Annotated in this window: 11 protein-coding genes and 1 pseudogene; 5 read left to right on the forward strand and 7 right to left on the reverse strand. The window is 69.0% G+C overall.

Going from position 1 to position 14,286, the window contains the following annotated elements; genetic code table 11:
- Positions 1–2 precede the first annotated feature (2 nt).
- The 4 genes and pseudogenes from JOF29_RS16970 to JOF29_RS16985 all read right to left on the reverse strand — a co-directional run.
- Complete coding sequence (locus JOF29_RS16970) at positions 3–761, reverse strand: GNAT family N-acetyltransferase (protein WP_209695147.1); 759 nt, start codon at positions 759–761, stop codon at positions 3–5.
- 131 nt (positions 762–892) lie between these two features.
- Positions 893–1,057 carry a hypothetical protein gene (locus tag JOF29_RS16975; RefSeq protein ID WP_209695148.1) on the reverse strand — a complete coding sequence of 55 codons (165 nt, stop codon included), beginning with the start codon at positions 1,055–1,057 and terminating at the stop codon, positions 893–895.
- A gap of 160 nt (positions 1,058–1,217) precedes the next feature.
- Positions 1,218–1,778 carry a hypothetical protein gene (locus JOF29_RS16980; RefSeq protein WP_209695149.1) on the reverse strand — a complete coding sequence of 187 codons (561 nt, stop codon included), beginning with the start codon at positions 1,776–1,778 and terminating at the stop codon, positions 1,218–1,220.
- A 723-nt stretch (positions 1,779–2,501) separates the two neighbouring features.
- Positions 2,502–3,440: pseudogene (locus tag JOF29_RS16985) on the reverse strand (integrase core domain-containing protein); the annotation flags it as partial.
- Between the two features lie 166 nt (positions 3,441–3,606).
- Between JOF29_RS16985 and JOF29_RS16990 the strand changes: the two are divergent.
- Together JOF29_RS16990 and JOF29_RS16995 are read left to right on the forward strand one after the other, a co-directional pair.
- Positions 3,607–7,032, forward strand: a complete 3,426-nt coding sequence (locus tag JOF29_RS16990; protein WP_209695150.1) for an error-prone DNA polymerase — start codon at positions 3,607–3,609, stop codon at positions 7,030–7,032.
- 39 nt (positions 7,033–7,071) lie between these two features.
- The gene (locus JOF29_RS16995) at positions 7,072–7,512 is read left to right on the forward strand and encodes an SRPBCC family protein (protein ID WP_209695151.1); all 441 of its coding nucleotides are present in this window, start codon (positions 7,072–7,074) and stop codon (positions 7,510–7,512) included.
- Between the two features lie 25 nt (positions 7,513–7,537).
- Here JOF29_RS16995 and JOF29_RS17000 read toward each other — a convergent pair whose 3' ends face one another.
- Positions 7,538–8,713, reverse strand: coding sequence for a hypothetical protein (locus JOF29_RS17000; protein WP_209695152.1), 1,176 nt, complete (start codon positions 8,711–8,713; stop codon positions 7,538–7,540).
- Positions 8,714–8,829: 116 nt separating this feature from the next.
- Here JOF29_RS17000 and JOF29_RS17005 point away from each other — a divergent pair, with 116 nt between their 5' ends.
- Positions 8,830–9,666 (forward strand): alcohol dehydrogenase catalytic domain-containing protein, encoded by an 837-nt coding sequence (locus JOF29_RS17005; protein WP_307863411.1) that lies wholly within the window; start codon positions 8,830–8,832, stop codon positions 9,664–9,666.
- Here the strand turns inward: JOF29_RS17005 and JOF29_RS17010 are convergent.
- Positions 9,644–10,126 (reverse strand): MarR family winged helix-turn-helix transcriptional regulator, encoded by a 483-nt coding sequence (locus tag JOF29_RS17010; protein ID WP_209695153.1) that lies wholly within the window; start codon positions 10,124–10,126, stop codon positions 9,644–9,646. The two genes, JOF29_RS17005 and JOF29_RS17010, sit on opposite strands and share 23 nt — an antisense overlap.
- A gap of 87 nt (positions 10,127–10,213) precedes the next feature.
- Between JOF29_RS17010 and JOF29_RS17015 the strand changes: the two genes are divergently transcribed.
- Positions 10,214–10,786, forward strand: a complete 573-nt coding sequence (locus JOF29_RS17015) for an NADPH-dependent F420 reductase (protein ID WP_209695154.1) — start codon at positions 10,214–10,216, stop codon at positions 10,784–10,786.
- A 24-nt stretch (positions 10,787–10,810) separates the two neighbouring features.
- Here the strand turns inward: JOF29_RS17015 and JOF29_RS17020 are convergent, their stop codons facing one another.
- Positions 10,811–12,493, reverse strand: a complete 1,683-nt coding sequence (locus tag JOF29_RS17020; RefSeq protein WP_209695155.1) for a sigma-54-dependent Fis family transcriptional regulator — start codon at positions 12,491–12,493, stop codon at positions 10,811–10,813.
- A 149-nt stretch (positions 12,494–12,642) separates the two neighbouring features.
- On the opposite strand from JOF29_RS17020, the gene JOF29_RS17025 reads away from it, so the two are divergent.
- Complete coding sequence (locus tag JOF29_RS17025; RefSeq protein WP_209695156.1) at positions 12,643–14,286, forward strand: ferritin family protein; 1,644 nt, start codon at positions 12,643–12,645, stop codon at positions 14,284–14,286.

Here is a 14,286-nt window from a genome sequence, read left to right on the forward strand (position 1 = left end):
GGTCAGGCCTTCCCGCTGATCAGCTCGAGACTGCCGCCGGTGCGCCGGCCGATCCCTTCGAACAGCGCCATCGCGGCCGTGTTGGTCTCGTCGACCTCCGCGGTGGCCTCGGTGTTGTGGAGGGCGTGGCTCAGGAGGGCTCGGGCGATGCCGCGCCGGCGCTCGGCGGCCAGCACCGCGACCAGCCCGATCCGCGGGCGCCTTGTCCGCGTCGCCACCCGGAGCAGTCCGACGTACCGGCCGTCGCGGACGGCGACCGTGTACTTCGCCGGGTCGAGCGGCCGCGTCCCGCCCTGCCAGGGCAGCACTTCCGCGGGCATGGTGTGCCAGCCGGGGCCGGCCCCGACCTCGGCGCGGATCGCCTGGTCCAGCTCACGCAACGGCGCCTCGTCGGCGGTGGTGATGGTCACCCCGGCGGGCACTGCCGCCGGGATGGGTCCGCTGGGTACGGCGAACTCGGACTCGCGCCGCGCGACCACGAAGCCGGCCCGTTCCCAGTCGGCCGTGAGTTCACGGTCGGTCTCGTCGACCACGGTGTACCGCGGCGCCGGCTGATCGGCCAGCATCGCTACGGCGAGCCGGTCGAAGATGGCGTCCTGCCAAGTGTCGATGCTGAGAAAGGTCCGCCCGTCGAGCCGCCGCGACGCGTACCCGCGTCCGACGGTCAGGTCGTCCTGCACTGCATGCCACTGGTTCTCGGCGACGCGCGAGATCGTCACCGGCCGGGCACCGAGGCCCGGCCTGAAAGGCAAAGAGTTCATAGGTGTTCCCTTCGGGAGCTTCTCGAGGCGCTCCCGACGACACCTACGTCAATCGCCCGCCCGTGACCACGCGGGAGGGAGCACCCACTGCGCTACAGCGTTCATCGGGGCATCACCTCCAGGCGTGATCGTCACGGACGACGAAAAGGTAGCAGCCCGGCCGCCGCGCCGGTCAACCGATTTTCGCGCGACCAGTTCTCGAGTTCGTCCGCGGTGAGTACGTCGTATGCGGGCGCCGCCAGTTCGTCGGTGAGTGCCTCGACCCGCTCTGCTCCGATTGCGGAGATGACCTGCATGGTTGCGTCGTGGACAGTGTTCTCGGCGGGAGACGGCAGATGGCGCTCGGCATCACCGCGCGAGCGTCTGGCCCGGTCCCGAGGTCGACGCAGTGCCGACAGGTGGGGGCGGTAGGGCCTGCGAGCTTGGCGCGGCTGGCACTGGGATCGTGTGGCGGCGTTAGATCGGGCTGGTTGGGGTGAAGTAGTCGGCACTCCAGGGCACGAGGTCGAATGTGCTGGCCTCGAGCTGCAGGGGACCGCGGGATATAGAGGTGGCGGATATCTTGAGGATTGCCCCGGACTCGTCATCTTCGGTGATGGAGACTGGTGTGAAGCGCGAGTCCTGCAGGTCGTGGGCGTCGTATCGATGGACGGCGCGACCGAGGAATTGGTCAGTGGTGCTGGTCCGGGTTACCGCTGATGGGTGTAGGCCGAGCCAGGCGCAGAGTGATGACAGGTCGCGTAGTGCGGGAGCTTCGGGTGCCTTGGGGGACACCCATGCGACCTCTTCGTCGGGGTTGCTCGTGGGCGCCGTGGTGTCCTCGACCCAGATGAGTTCCCCGGTGCTGGATCGCACGGCGATCTGATCGCGTGCGATCCAGCAGCGGAGTGTGCGTGGAGCGAAACGAATCGCTCCGGTTGAGCGAACTGTCATCACTGCGATGTCGGGCAGCTTGAACTGGCCGGCCGGTGGCCGAGACGGAAAGCTCATCGACCAGCTGTTCGTGTCACTGCCCATGTCGCGGTCCTCCTAGACCTCCAGCACAGTGTGGCTGCGCCCGAGTACGAGTCACCCGCGTGCAAGACACCGTCGGGCCGAGCGTAGCCGCGCCCGTGCGTTCGGAACGTCCCGTGGCCCTCGGCAGCAACGCAAGTTGCGGATTGGCCCCAGTACTGGATCGGGGCGACCGTCTCTCCATTCGAGCCCAGGCGGGTAGGACAGCGAGGTGGGTTTGTTCGAGTACCCATGGCAGCTTCCGATGAGCACCGTGTCTGTCTTCGAGCCTCCGGATCCGATGGTCCACGACGGACTAGGGCCGGGACTAGTGTGGGCCAGTGTGATGTCTCAGGACATGGGTGACAGTTCTGTATCAGGACATCGGTGACACTGGATGTGTCAGGACATCGGTGACGGTTCGGGGTCTTGGGGTGGGCCGCGGGGGCGCCCGTTGCCGACGTAGGTCACTCCGGGCGTGGGCCTGGTGTGTTCGATGAGGATCTCGCCTTCCAGGTCGGTGACGGTGATCTTGTCGCCGGGTTTGTCGCCTTCGGTGATGACGAGGACCTGCTGGAAGCCTCGTCGCCCGTCGACCATGTATTGGACCTTGTCCAGGTAGAAGGCGCCGTTGGGGGTCAGTGTCTTGATGACGGTGTCGGCGGGCAGGTCTGTGGGTGCCGGTGTGGGGACGGGGCGGGGCCGGCTTGGGGGACGGCGGATCAGGTCGCGGGTGGGGCGGGGCGCCTCGGCCTTCGCGGTGACTTCCCAGGCGGTCTGGGGTGTGATGCGGCCGGGCAGTGCTTGGTGGGGGCGCTGGGTGTTGTAGATGTGGTCGAAGGCGTCGACCTGGGCCTGCAGTTCGTCGAGCGTCTCGGCGAGTGGCTGTTTGTCGAGGTAGCGGAACAGGGTTCGGTGGAAGCGTTCGTTCTTGCCCTGGGTGGTCGGCTTGTAGGGTTTGCCGGTGATCGGCTCGACGCCTAGTGCCATCACGTGGACGACGAGTTGGCCCAGGAGTCCGCGGCGTGACGGGTTGAGCGCGATCCCGTTGTCGGACAGCAGCCGTTGCGGCACGCCGTGGGCGGTCACGGCCTTGTCGAACACGACGATCGCGGCCTCGGTGGTCTCGCCCCACGCGACGTGGGAGGCGAGTGCGTAGCGGGAGTGGTCGTCGATGAGCTGGAAGATCACGCATTTGCGCCCGCGGGTGAGCACGTACTCGGTGGCGTCGAGCTGCCAGCAGGCGTTCGGGGCCGGATACACGAACCGGCGCCACGCCGCCCTCGGCTTCTTGCGCGGTTCCAGCCGCGCCACGCCGGCCCGCCGGAAGATCCGGGCCAGTGACGCGACCGACGGCACCAGCTCCAGGCCCATTGCGTGCATCTTGTCGTGCACGCTGATCGGGCCGCAGTCCAGCCCCGACTGCTCGAGTGCAGCCCGGACCCCGATCGCCTGCCGCTCGACCTCGTCGGCCAGCTTCGACGGGCTCGACTTCGGTCGCCGCGACCTCGGCTCCAACGCTGCCGCAGGCCCGTCAGCCAGGGCGCGCCGCCGGATCTCGTAGAACGTCTTGCGCGAGATGCCGTGCTCGGCGCAGAACGTCGAGACCGCCCCGCGAGGCGCATCAGACGGCCACTGCGTGATCGCGAGACGGACACGAGGATCGATGGGTTCATTGGCAGCCACCGCCCGAGCCTCGGCGCGGAAGTGTCACCACCAAGAATCCTTGCAGTGTCACCGATGTCCTGATGCAGAACCGTCACCGAAGTCCTGAGACATAACAACTAGTGGGGGCCAGCCAATTTCCGTTCTTCGAACAGGTGTTCTATTCTTCTGGTGGGAGGTGCATTCGATGGGATATAACAATCCACCGATAAAGTGGTCGGAGCTGGAGCGGAAGCTGTCGGATCGCTCCCGGCCGGGGAGCCATGGTGGGCGGCCGGTGACGGCCGACGGTGGGGACAGTCCGGCGTGGTCGCAGCACCGGGGGCCGTATGTGCCGGAGCCGGTTCGGCGGCCGGAGCATGCGGTGCCGTATGCGGAGCTGCACGTGCATTCGAATTTCTCCTTCCTGGACGGGGCCTCGCAGCCGGAGGACCTGGTCGAGGCCGCCGTTCGGCAGGGGTTGCATGCGCTGGCGTTGACCGATCACGACGGGTTCTACGGCGCGGCGCGGTTCGCCGAGGCCGCCGCGGCGTACTCGTTGCCGACGGTGTTCGGGGCGGAGCTCTCACTCGGGCTGACCGGCCCGCAGAACGGGGTGGCCGACCCGGAGGGCAGTCACCTGCTGGTGCTGGCCGAGGGACAGGAGGGGTACCACAAACTCGCCGGTGAGATCACCGAGGCGCAGTTGAAAGGCGGGGAGAAGGGGAAGCCGGTCTACTCACTGGAGCGGTTGGCCGCCGAGGGGCGTGACCAGTGGGTGATCCTGACCGGCTGCCGCAAGGGGCTGGTCCGGCAGGCGCTCGAGCTCGGCGGGCGGGCCGACGGCCCGGCCGCGGCCGGGCGTGAGCTGGACCGGCTGACCGCGTTGTTCGGCAAGGACCGGGTGGTCGTCGAGCTGATCGACCACCACCTGCCCGCCGACACCACGCGGAACCGGATCCTGGCCGCGCTGGCCGCCGACCGCGGCCTCCCGGTAGTTGCCACGAACAACGTTCACTACGCGACCCCGGCGCAGTACCGGCTGGCGTCCGCGCTGGCCGCCGTCCGGGCCCGGCGGGACCTGGACGCGATGGACGGCTGGCTGCCGTCGAGCGGGATGGCGTTCGTGCGTTCCGGCGCGGAGCTGACCGCGCGGTTCCGGCGGTACGACGGGGCGGTGGCGCGGTCGGTGACGCTCGCGGACCAGCTCGCGTTCGACCTGGCGCGGGCGAAGCCGAAGCTGCCGCTGCGCGACGTACCGGAGGGAGAGACGCCGATGTCGTGGCTGCGGGTGCTGACGTTCGAGGGCGCGGCCCGGCGGTACGGGACACGCGAGCAGCGGCCGGATGCCTATCAGCGGCTGGAGCGGGAGCTGGCCGTGATCGAGGAGAAGGAGTTCCCGGGGTACTTCCTGATCGTGGAGGACATCGTCCGGTTCGCCCACGACCACGGGATCCTCTGCCAGGGCAGGGGGTCGGCGGCGAACTCCGCGGTCTGCTACGCGCTCGGGATCACCGCGGTGGACAGCATCCTCTACGACCTGCCGTTCGAGCGGTTCCTCGCGACGACGCGCGCCGAGGAGCCGGACATCGACGTCGACTTCGACTCCGGGCGCCGCGAGGAGGTGATCCAGCACGTCTACCAGAAGTACGGCCGGCGCAACGCGGCCCAGGTGGCGAACGTGATCTCCTACCGCCCGAAGTCCGCCGTCCGCGACATGGCGAAGGCCCTCGGGTACTCCGTCGGTCAGCAGGACGCGTGGTCGAAACAGGTGGACGGCTGGAGCCCAGAGATCACGTCGACCCAGCACGACATCCCGCCGCAGGTGGTGGCGATGGCGAGCGAGCTGCTGAAGTTCCCGCGGCACCTGGGGATCCACTCCGGCGGGATGGTGCTGACCGAGCGGCCGGTCGGTGAGGTGGTGCCGATCGAGCACGCCCGGATGGAGAACCGCACGGTCCTGCAGTGGGACAAGGACGACTGCGCGTGGATGGGGCTGGTGAAGTTCGACCTGCTCGGGCTCGGCATGCTGGCCGCGCTGCAGTACTGCCTGGACATGGTCCGGGAGCAGATCGGCGAGTCCTGGGAGCTGCACACGATCCCGCGCGAGGAGGCCGGGGTCTACGACCAGCTCTGCCGGGCGGACTCGGTGGGCGTGTTCCAGGTCGAGTCCCGGGCACAGATGGCGACGCTGCCGCGGCTGAAACCACGACGGTTCTACGACCTGGTCACCGAGATCGCGCTGATCCGGCCGGGCCCGATCCAAGGCGGCGCCGTGCACCCGTACATCCGCCGCCGGACCGGGGAGGAGCCGATCACCTACCTGCATCCGAAGCTGGAGCCGGTGCTGCAGCGGACCATGGGCGTGCCGCTGTTCCAGGAGCAGCTGATGCAGATGGCGATGGCGGTCGGCGAGATCGACGGCGACGAGGCCGACCTGCTGCGCCGCGCGATGGGGTCGAAACGCGGCATCGAGCGGATCTCCTCACTGAAGGAGAAGCTGTACGCCGGGATGGCCGGCAACGGGATCACCGGCGACCTGGCCGACGACATCTACGCCAAGATCGAGGCGTTCGCGAACTTCGGGTTCGCCGAGTCGCACTCGATCAGCTTCGCGCTGCTCGTCTACTCCAGCACCTGGCTGCGGCTGCACTACCCGGCGGCGTTCCTGGCCTCGCTGCTCCGGGCGCAACCGATGGGGTTCTACTCGCCGCAGTCCCTGGTCGCGGACGCCCGCCGGCACGGTGTCGAAGTACGGCGTCCGCAGCTGCAGCTGTCCGGTGTCGACGCCGGGCTCGAGCTGCTCGTCGACGGACAGCAGCTCACCGGGCCGACCGGGTCGCCGGCCTGTCTGGACGATCCGCAGCCACCGGTCGGGCCGTTCGACCCGAAGGCGCCGTCCGACACCACGGCGCACCGCCGGGACGGGGCGTTCGCGGTCCGGCTCGGGCTCGCCGAGGTGCGCACGGTGGGGGAGAAGGGCGCGAAGCTGATCGTCGAGGAGCGGGACCGCGGCGGGCCGTTCACCGAGATGGCCGACCTGGTCCGGCGGACCGGGATCACCGCGGCGCAGGTCGAGGCGCTGGCGACCGCCGGGGCGTTCGACTGCTTCGGCCTGGACCGGCGGCAGGCGCTCTGGGAGGCGGGCCGCGCGGCCGAGGAACGCCCGGGCCGGCTGGCCGGGATCAGCGCGGCCGGTCCGCCGCCGACACTGCCCGGGATGAGCGACGTCGAGGCCGACATGGCCGACCTGTGGTCGACCGCGATCACCACCACCAGCCACCCGATGGAACGCGTCCGCGAACAGCTCCGCGCCGAAGGCATCCTGTCCGCCGCCCAGCTCCGCGAGGCCCCGAACGGCGCCCGCGTCCGGGTCGCCGGTGTCGTCACCCACCGCCAGCGGCCGGCCACCGCCTCCGGCGTCACGTTCATGAACCTCGAGGACGAGACCGGCATGGCGAACATCGTCATCACCGTCGGCTGCTGGCACCACCACGCCGCCGTAGCCCGCAACGCCGCCGCCCTCATCATCCGCGGCCGCGTCGAGCGCGCCGGCGAAGTAACCAACCTCTCCGCCGAACACCTCCAACGCCTCCCCCTGGCCGCCCGCACCAAATCCCGCGACTTCAGATAACCGGCGGCCGCGGCGGTACCTTCAGAGCGAGGAGGAGCCATGACAGTCGACGTACTGACCGAGATCGTGATCGAGCGTCCGGTGGCGGTGGTGGCGGAGTACGCCGGGGATCCGTCCAACGCCCCGCGGTGGTACGCGAACATCGAGTCCGTGAACTGGCGGACCGAGCCGCCCGTGGGCGTCGGATCGCAGCTGGACTTCGTCGCGCACTTCCTGGGGCGGCGGCTGGCCTACACCTATGACGTGGTCGAGCTGGTCCCTGGCCGGCGGCTGGTGATGCGGACGGCGCAGGGGCCGTTCCCGATGGAAACGAGCTACGAGTGGGTGCCGGCGGGTACGGGTTCGACCCGCATGACGTTGCGGAACCGTGGTGAGCCGACAGGGTTCGCCGGGGTCGCGGCGCCGCTGATGACTGCCGCGATGCGGCGAGCGAACAACAAAGACCTCACCCGGTTGAAGGAGCTTCTCGAAGCGCAGTGAGACGGCAGGTCGCCGGATGAACGTCTCAGCCGGTCGGTGGTTTGAGGGTGGCGAGGATGGTGGCTGCGAGGGTGGCGCGGCTGGTGTCGCCCTCCCACTTGCTGCGGACCTCGTCGGACTCCAGGGCCTGCCGTAGTCGAGACTTGTCGTCCTGGGCGAGTGCTGCGGACATGAGGCTCGCGACCGTCAGCGCGTGGTACTGCTCGAAGGCTGACCGCGAGTTCTGGATCGCGTCCAGGACCGACGGGAAGTCGGCCAGGGAAGGGTCGGCTTCCATCATGGCGAGGGCCACGATCCGGCTGCCCCGGGTGCCTTCGTTGAACAGCTGGGTGACGTCGAGTGGAGTGTAGGGCCGGGTGGCCAGGAGGCGCTGGGCCTGGCGGACGACCTCGGACATTTGAGTGGTACGGCGTGCACTCGGCGGCGTGTCGCGAAGCCGGTTGTACTGGATAATCAGGTCTGTCGTTCCGGCCGGGGTCGTGGGCGAAGCGTCGGTGGCCAGGGAGAGTTGGCTGTTGGCGCGTTCGCGTGCGGTCTGCGCGGTCTCGGTGTCGCCCGCACGGTCCGCGCGGCGGGCCAGTTCGAGCAGGGCGTCGGTGTTGCTCATCAGCAGGCCGAGACGCAGCCGTGCGTACAGCCAGCCGGTGAGGAATCCGACGACGAAGAAGTAGATCACCACGCTGCCGGCGAACGACGCCCGCCCGTTGCCGTTGCCCAGCGCGGGGGCGAGCGAGTGAAAGAGTTGCGCGGCCTCACGCTTGATCGCTGCGAACTGGGTGAGGCCGACGCCGACGAGGATCTTGGTGAGCCAGTCCGAGATCTGTTCAAGGTTCGTGTTCGCACCGACGGCGCTCAACGCACCGACAGCAGCGGTGGCGGGTACGGCGGCATCTCCGCCGGCCGGCCGGTCGTTGCCCGCGGTGGTCCGTGGTACGCCGAAGAGAATGCCGACCAGGACACCGCTGCCCAGTGCGGCGACCGCGATCATCAGCGCTGCGGACACGACGGACAGGCTCGCGTTCGACCCGGCCGCGGCGTACGCGATCGTCGCGAGCAGACCGCCCACGATCGCCGTGGCCTCCACGGCGTACACGTTCGAGACCTTCGAACCCGGCGACGTGCTGCCGCCTGTTGCCGAACGGCCCTGCCAGACGCGCCACCAAGGCCGCTGGTTCACCTGCTGTTCTTGCTCCACGGTCACAAGTCCACCCCCTGCACCGCAACCCCCGCCCCTGAGACCGAGAATGGCTGGCCGGACACGTTCTGTAAATACCTCGGGTACCGTCGGGGGACGGCGACGGCGGAGGTGGTGGGTTCGTGTACGCGTGTGTGGTGCATGCTGCGGGGAATCTGCGGGTCGAGGAACAGGACGCGGTCGAGCCGGGGGCCGGGCAGGTCGCGGTGCGGATCGCGTACGGCGGGATCTGTGGGACGGATCTGCACTACTACCGCGACGGCGGCGTCGGGAACTTCCGGGTGCAGGAGCCGTTGGTGCTCGGGCACGAGGTGGTCGGGTGGGTGAGTGCGGGGGATCTTCCCGTCGGTACGCCGGTGGGGATCCATCCGGCGACGCCGTGCGGCGAGTGCCCGGAGTGCGTGCAGGACCGGCGGAACATCTGTGCCTTCAGCAACTATCTCGGCAGTGCCGCGCGGATGCCGCACATCCAGGGCGGGTTCGTCCGGGAGCTGATCCTGCCGGCCGGCCAGGTGCGGGTGCTGCCGGACGGGCTGGAGTTGCGGCGGGCCGTGCTGGCGGAGCCGTTGTCGGTGGCGATCCACGCCGTACGGCGGGCCGGTGAAGGAGCGGTGGACGGGAAGCGGGTGCTCGTCACCGGTGCGGGGCCGATCGGTCTGCTGGTGGTGGCCGCGTTGCGGAAGGCGGGGGCGCGGGAGATCATCGCGACCGATCTGCACGAGACCCCGCTGGCGCTGGCGGCCGAGGTCGGTGCGACCGCGACCGTCCGCGCGGACGCGACCGACTGGCCGGACGAGATCGACACCGCGATCGAGTGGCTGGCCGGCGGGCTGTACGTCGACCCGATCGTCACGCACACGTTCCCGCTCGCGGAGGCGGTGGCCGCGTTCGAGCTGGCAAGCGACCGGACGGTCGCGTCGAAGGTCCTGCTGGAGGTCAGCGTCGGTACACCGCGCTGAGGTCGCCGTCCGGGTCGACCGCGTCGAGGATCGCGCCGGCGATCTCGGCGAGCTGGGTGACCTGCTTCGGCGTGAGCGCGTCGATGACGTGCTGCCGGACCGTCGCGACATGACCGGGGGCGGTGGCCCTGATCTTCTGCCAGCCGGCCGCGGTGAGCCGGGCGTTGGTGGCGCGGGCGTCGGCCGGGCACGGGAACCGCTCGATCAGCCCGCGGTCCTCGAGCCGCTTCACGACATGTGACAGCCGGGGGAGCGTGGCGTTCGTCCGTTGCGCGAGCGCGGTCATCCGCAGCGTCCGCTTCGGCGCCTCGGACAGCATCGCGAGTACGTAGTACTCGTAGTGCGTGAGCTCGGCGTCCCGGCGCAACTGCGAGTCGAGGATGCCGGGGAGGAGCTCGACCACGCTGACCAGCCGCAGCCAGGCGGTCATCTCCGCGTCGTCCAGCCACTGTGTGCTCATGGGAACATTCTGCCAGCAAAAGGTTGTAGCTACAACAAAGTAGGGCTATCGTCATGGTTGAAGCTACAACCAAAGAGGAGCGAGAGCATGACGCACGTCAGCATCATCGGTAGCGGCAACATGGGGCAGGCGATCTCCGCGGTGGTCGCCAAGGGCGGCAACACCGTCGAGCTGTTCAACTCCACCGACAAGGACCGGGCGGTCACCGGCGAGGTCGTGATCCTCGCGACTCCGTACCCGGCGTACCAGCAGGTGCTCGCCGAGCGCGCCGACCAGTTGGCCGGCAAGGTCGTGGTGGACATCAGCAACCCGCTGAACTTCGAGACCTTCGACTCGCTGACCGTTCCCGCGGACAGTTCCGCGGCGGCGGAGCTGGCCGGCAAGCTCCCGGACTCCAAGGTGCTGAAGGCGTTCAACACGAACTTCGCGGCGACGGTCGCGACCGGCAAGGCCGGCGACGTCCCGACCGCGGTCCTGATCGCCGGCGACGACGCGGACGCCAAGGCGCTGCTGGCCGGGATCGTCTCGGCCGGCGGCCTGCGCGCCGTCGACGTCGGCTCCCTGAAGCGCGCCCGCGAGCTCGAGGCGGTCGGCTTCCTGCAGCTCACCCTCGCGGTCGCCGAGAAGACCCCCTGGACGGGTGGCTTCGCGCTGGCCTGACCAGATACGGCCCGCGCGACGAGCTCAGGTGACGATCGCGTAGTCGCGGATCTTCCGGTAGATCGTCGCGCGGGACATCCCGAGTGCCAGCGCAGCGGCCGCCTTGTCGCCGTGGTGGGCGGCCAGCGCGTCGACGATCGCGTCGCGCTCGAGCGCCTCCAACCGGGTCAGGTGCCGGCGCGTCGTCGCCCGGCACTCGGCGGGCAGACCGTCGAGCTCGACGACTCCGGACCGACGCCGCCGCGCGACCTCGCCGAGGACCGTCCGCAGATGCGTCACGTTGCCCGGCCACGGCAGCCGCATCAGCTGATTGAGCGCGGCCTGGGAGAGTGTCACGCCGGCGACACCGGTGCGCGCGAGCAGGTGCGGTACGAGCGCCTGTACGTCGTCCAGGTGGTGCCGCAAGGGTGGTACGGCGACTGTGCGCGGGAAGAACCGCAGCAGCTGGGTGTCGAGCTCGTCCTGCGCACCGGACTGCCCGGTGACGACGGTCAACGCGATCCACGGCTCGTCGGACAGGCTGTCGCGGACGGTCTGCAGAACGTCCACGAGTGCGTGGATGTCCTCGGTGGAGAGCAGGTGCGCGTGCCGCAGTACGAGGTCCGAACCTTCCTCGAGCTCGGTGGCCGCGACGTTGACGAGCTCGGGATCGTCGGCGTCGAGGATCACCAACCGGGCGCCCGGCCGCGAGTAGTTGTGCACAGCCCGGAGCAGGGTCAGCTTGCCGGTGCCCGGCTCACCCTCGGCGACGATCCACTCCGCCCGGCCGGCCGAGTCGAGGACCTCCTGCACGGTGTGCCGCCACAGCGCGCTGGCGCCGATGACGCCGGGCAGTGTCGGCACCCGGGTCGTGCTCCCGGCGCTCCGCAGCCCGGAGCGGTGCTCCCGCACCTGGACGATGCCGCCGGCCAGGCGGTGGCCGAGGTACGTCGGCTGGTACGCGAGCCGCGCGGTGAACCCGCTCGGCAGGTCGGCGATGAACGTGCACGGCCGGGTGCCGCCGCGGGCGTCCCGGGTCCGGTCGATCAGCGCGGCCTGGTCGACCGAATCGAAGTGCGCCTGGGCGTGCGCGTTGATCATGAACACCTCCTCGCCGAGCGCGATCACCGAGCCGCCGGTGTGCCGGCAGGCCGCGTAGTAGTCGCTGAGCAGCGCCTGGTCGAGCGCGTTGGCCTCCTCGACGATCCGTTCCTGGATCCGCCGGGCCGCGAGTTTCGCGAACGACAGCAGGACCGCGTTCGAGTTCTGCGCCTGCGTGGTGATGTCGAGGACACCCAGCTGCCCGCCCGTGACCGGGTGCGTGATCGGTGCGCCGGCGCACGCGAACCGGCGTAGTACACCGCTGTAGTGCTCAGGTCCGAGCACCAGGATCGGGCCGCCGACCTCGAGCGCCGTACCGATCCCGTTGGTGCCGACCTCGGACTCGGCGTACCTGAAACCGGGGGACAGGTCGACCGCGTCCAGCCGGCGGATCAGCGCCGGATCGCCGCCGCGGCGGTCCAGGACGACGCCCTTGGCGTCGGTCAGGATGATGCAGACCGGCTCGTTGGTGAGCTCCGAGGCCAGCGCGTCGATGACCGGCCGGGCCGCCCGGGTGAGCGTGGTGTCGACGTTCCCCGGGATGTACGCCGGCGACGGCTGGTCGACGTTCACCAGCGACGCCTCCGAGCGCTGCCACGACTGCAGGATCGACTCGCGCAGCGTCATCGTGCACCTCCTCGATCGACGGATCACCCCAGCGAACACTCACCAAGGTAGTTCGGCAACGGTGTGACCGGTATCTCACATTGAGACAGCAGCGCCTGCCCTGGACGGCTTTCATCTCTGCAATCAGCCCTACCCCTGGAGGCAGGCACATGAGCAGGCAGAGTCTCACCAAGGCACACGCGAAGATCACCGAACTCTCGTGGGAGCCGACGTTCGCGACCCCGGCGACCCGATTCGGAACGGACTACACGTTCGAGAAGGCACCGAAGAAGGACCCGCTGAAGCAGATCATGCGGTCGTACTTCCCGATGGAGGAGGAGAAGGACAACCGCGTGTACGGCGCCATGGACGGCGCGATCCGAGGCAACATGTTCCGCCAGGTCCAGCAGCGCTGGCTGGAGTGGCAGAAGCTCTTCCTGAGCATCATCCCGTTCCCGGAGATCTCCGCGGCCCGGGCGATGCCGATGGCGATCGACGCGGTCCCGAACCCGGAGATCCACAACGGGCTCGCGGTGCAGATGATCGACGAGGTCCGGCACTCGACGATCCAGATGAACCTCAAGAAGCTGTACATGAACAACTACATCGACCCGGCCGGGTTCGACATGACCGAGAAGGCGTTCGCGAACAACTACGCGGGCACCATCGGCCGGCAGTTCGGCGAGGGGTTCATCACCGGTGACGCGATCACCGCCGCGAACATCTACCTCACGGTGGTCGCGGAGACCGCGTTCACCAACACGCTGTTCGTCGCGATGCCGGACGAGGCGGCCGCGAACGGCGACTACCTGCTGCCGACGGTGTTCCACTCGGTGCAGTCCGACGAGTCGCGGCACATCAGCAACGGGTACTCGATCCTGCTGATGGCGCTCGCCGACGAGCGCAACCGGCCGCTGCTCGAGCGCGACCTGCGCTATGCGTGGTGGAACAACCACTGTGTCGTGGACGCGGCGATCGGCACGTTCATCGAGTACGGCACGAAGGACCGCCGGAAGGATCGTGAGAGCTATGCGGAGATGTGGCGGCGGTGGATCTACGACGACTACTACCGCAGCTACCTGCTGCCGCTGGAGAAGTACGGGCTCACGATTCCGCACGACCTGGTCGAGGAGGCGTGGAACCGGATCACGAACAAGGGCTACGTGCACGAGGTGGCGCGGTTCTTCGCCACCGGGTGGCCGGTGAACTACTGGCGGATCGACGCGATGACCGACAAGGACTTCGAGTGGTTCGAGGACAAGTACCCGGGCTGGTACTCGAAGTACGGCAAGTGGTGGGAGAACTACAACCGGCTCGCGTACCCGGGCCGGAACAAGCCGATCGCGTTCGAGGACGTCGGCTACCAGTACCCGCACCGCTGCTGGACCTGCATGGTGCCGGCGCTGATCCACGAGGACATCGTGGTCGAGAAGGTCGACGACCAGTGGCGGACGTACTGCTCGGAGACCTGCTACTGGACCGACGCGGTCGCGTTCCGGAGCGAGTACGACGGGCGTCCGACGCCGAACATGGGCCGGCTGACCGGCTTCCGCGAGTGGGAGACCCTGCACCACGGCAAGGACCTGGCCGACATCGTCTCCGACCTCGGGTACGTCCGCGACGACGGCAAGACGCTGATCGGGCAGCCGCACCTCGACCTGGACCCGAAGAAGATGTGGACCCTGGACGACGTCCGCGGCAACACCTTCAACAGCCCGAACGTGCTGCTGAACGAGATGACCGACGCGGAGCGCCAGGCGCACATCGCCGAGTACCGCGCCAACGGCACTGTCGCTGATTCTTCGGTTGCCTGA

It is taken from the genome of Kribbella aluminosa (assembly GCF_017876295.1).
Taxonomy (GTDB): Bacteria; Actinomycetota; Actinomycetes; order Propionibacteriales; family Kribbellaceae; genus Kribbella; species Kribbella aluminosa.

Bases quoted from the DNA above. Each gene is read 5' to 3' on its own strand.
- JOF29_RS16970 (WP_209695147.1), bottom strand. From the start codon at position 761: ATGAACTCTTTGCCTTTCAGGCCGGGCCTCGGTGCCCGGCCGGTGACG.
- JOF29_RS16975 (WP_209695148.1), bottom strand. From the start codon at position 1,057: ATGCAGGTCATCTCCGCAATCGGAGCAGAGCGGGTCGAGGCACTCACC.
- JOF29_RS16980 (WP_209695149.1), bottom strand. From the start codon at position 1,778: ATGGGCAGTGACACGAACAGCTGGTCGATGAGCTTTCCGTCTCGGCCA.
- JOF29_RS16990 (WP_209695150.1), top strand. From the start codon at position 3,607: ATGGGATATAACAATCCACCGATAAAGTGGTCGGAGCTGGAGCGGAAG.
- JOF29_RS16995 (WP_209695151.1), top strand. From the start codon at position 7,072: ATGACAGTCGACGTACTGACCGAGATCGTGATCGAGCGTCCGGTGGCG.
- JOF29_RS17010 (WP_209695153.1), bottom strand. From the start codon at position 10,126: ATGAGCACACAGTGGCTGGACGACGCGGAGATGACCGCCTGGCTGCGG.
- JOF29_RS17015 (WP_209695154.1), top strand. From the start codon at position 10,214: ATGACGCACGTCAGCATCATCGGTAGCGGCAACATGGGGCAGGCGATC.
- JOF29_RS17020 (WP_209695155.1), bottom strand. From the start codon at position 12,493: ATGACGCTGCGCGAGTCGATCCTGCAGTCGTGGCAGCGCTCGGAGGCG.
- JOF29_RS17025 (WP_209695156.1), top strand. From the start codon at position 12,643: ATGAGCAGGCAGAGTCTCACCAAGGCACACGCGAAGATCACCGAACTC.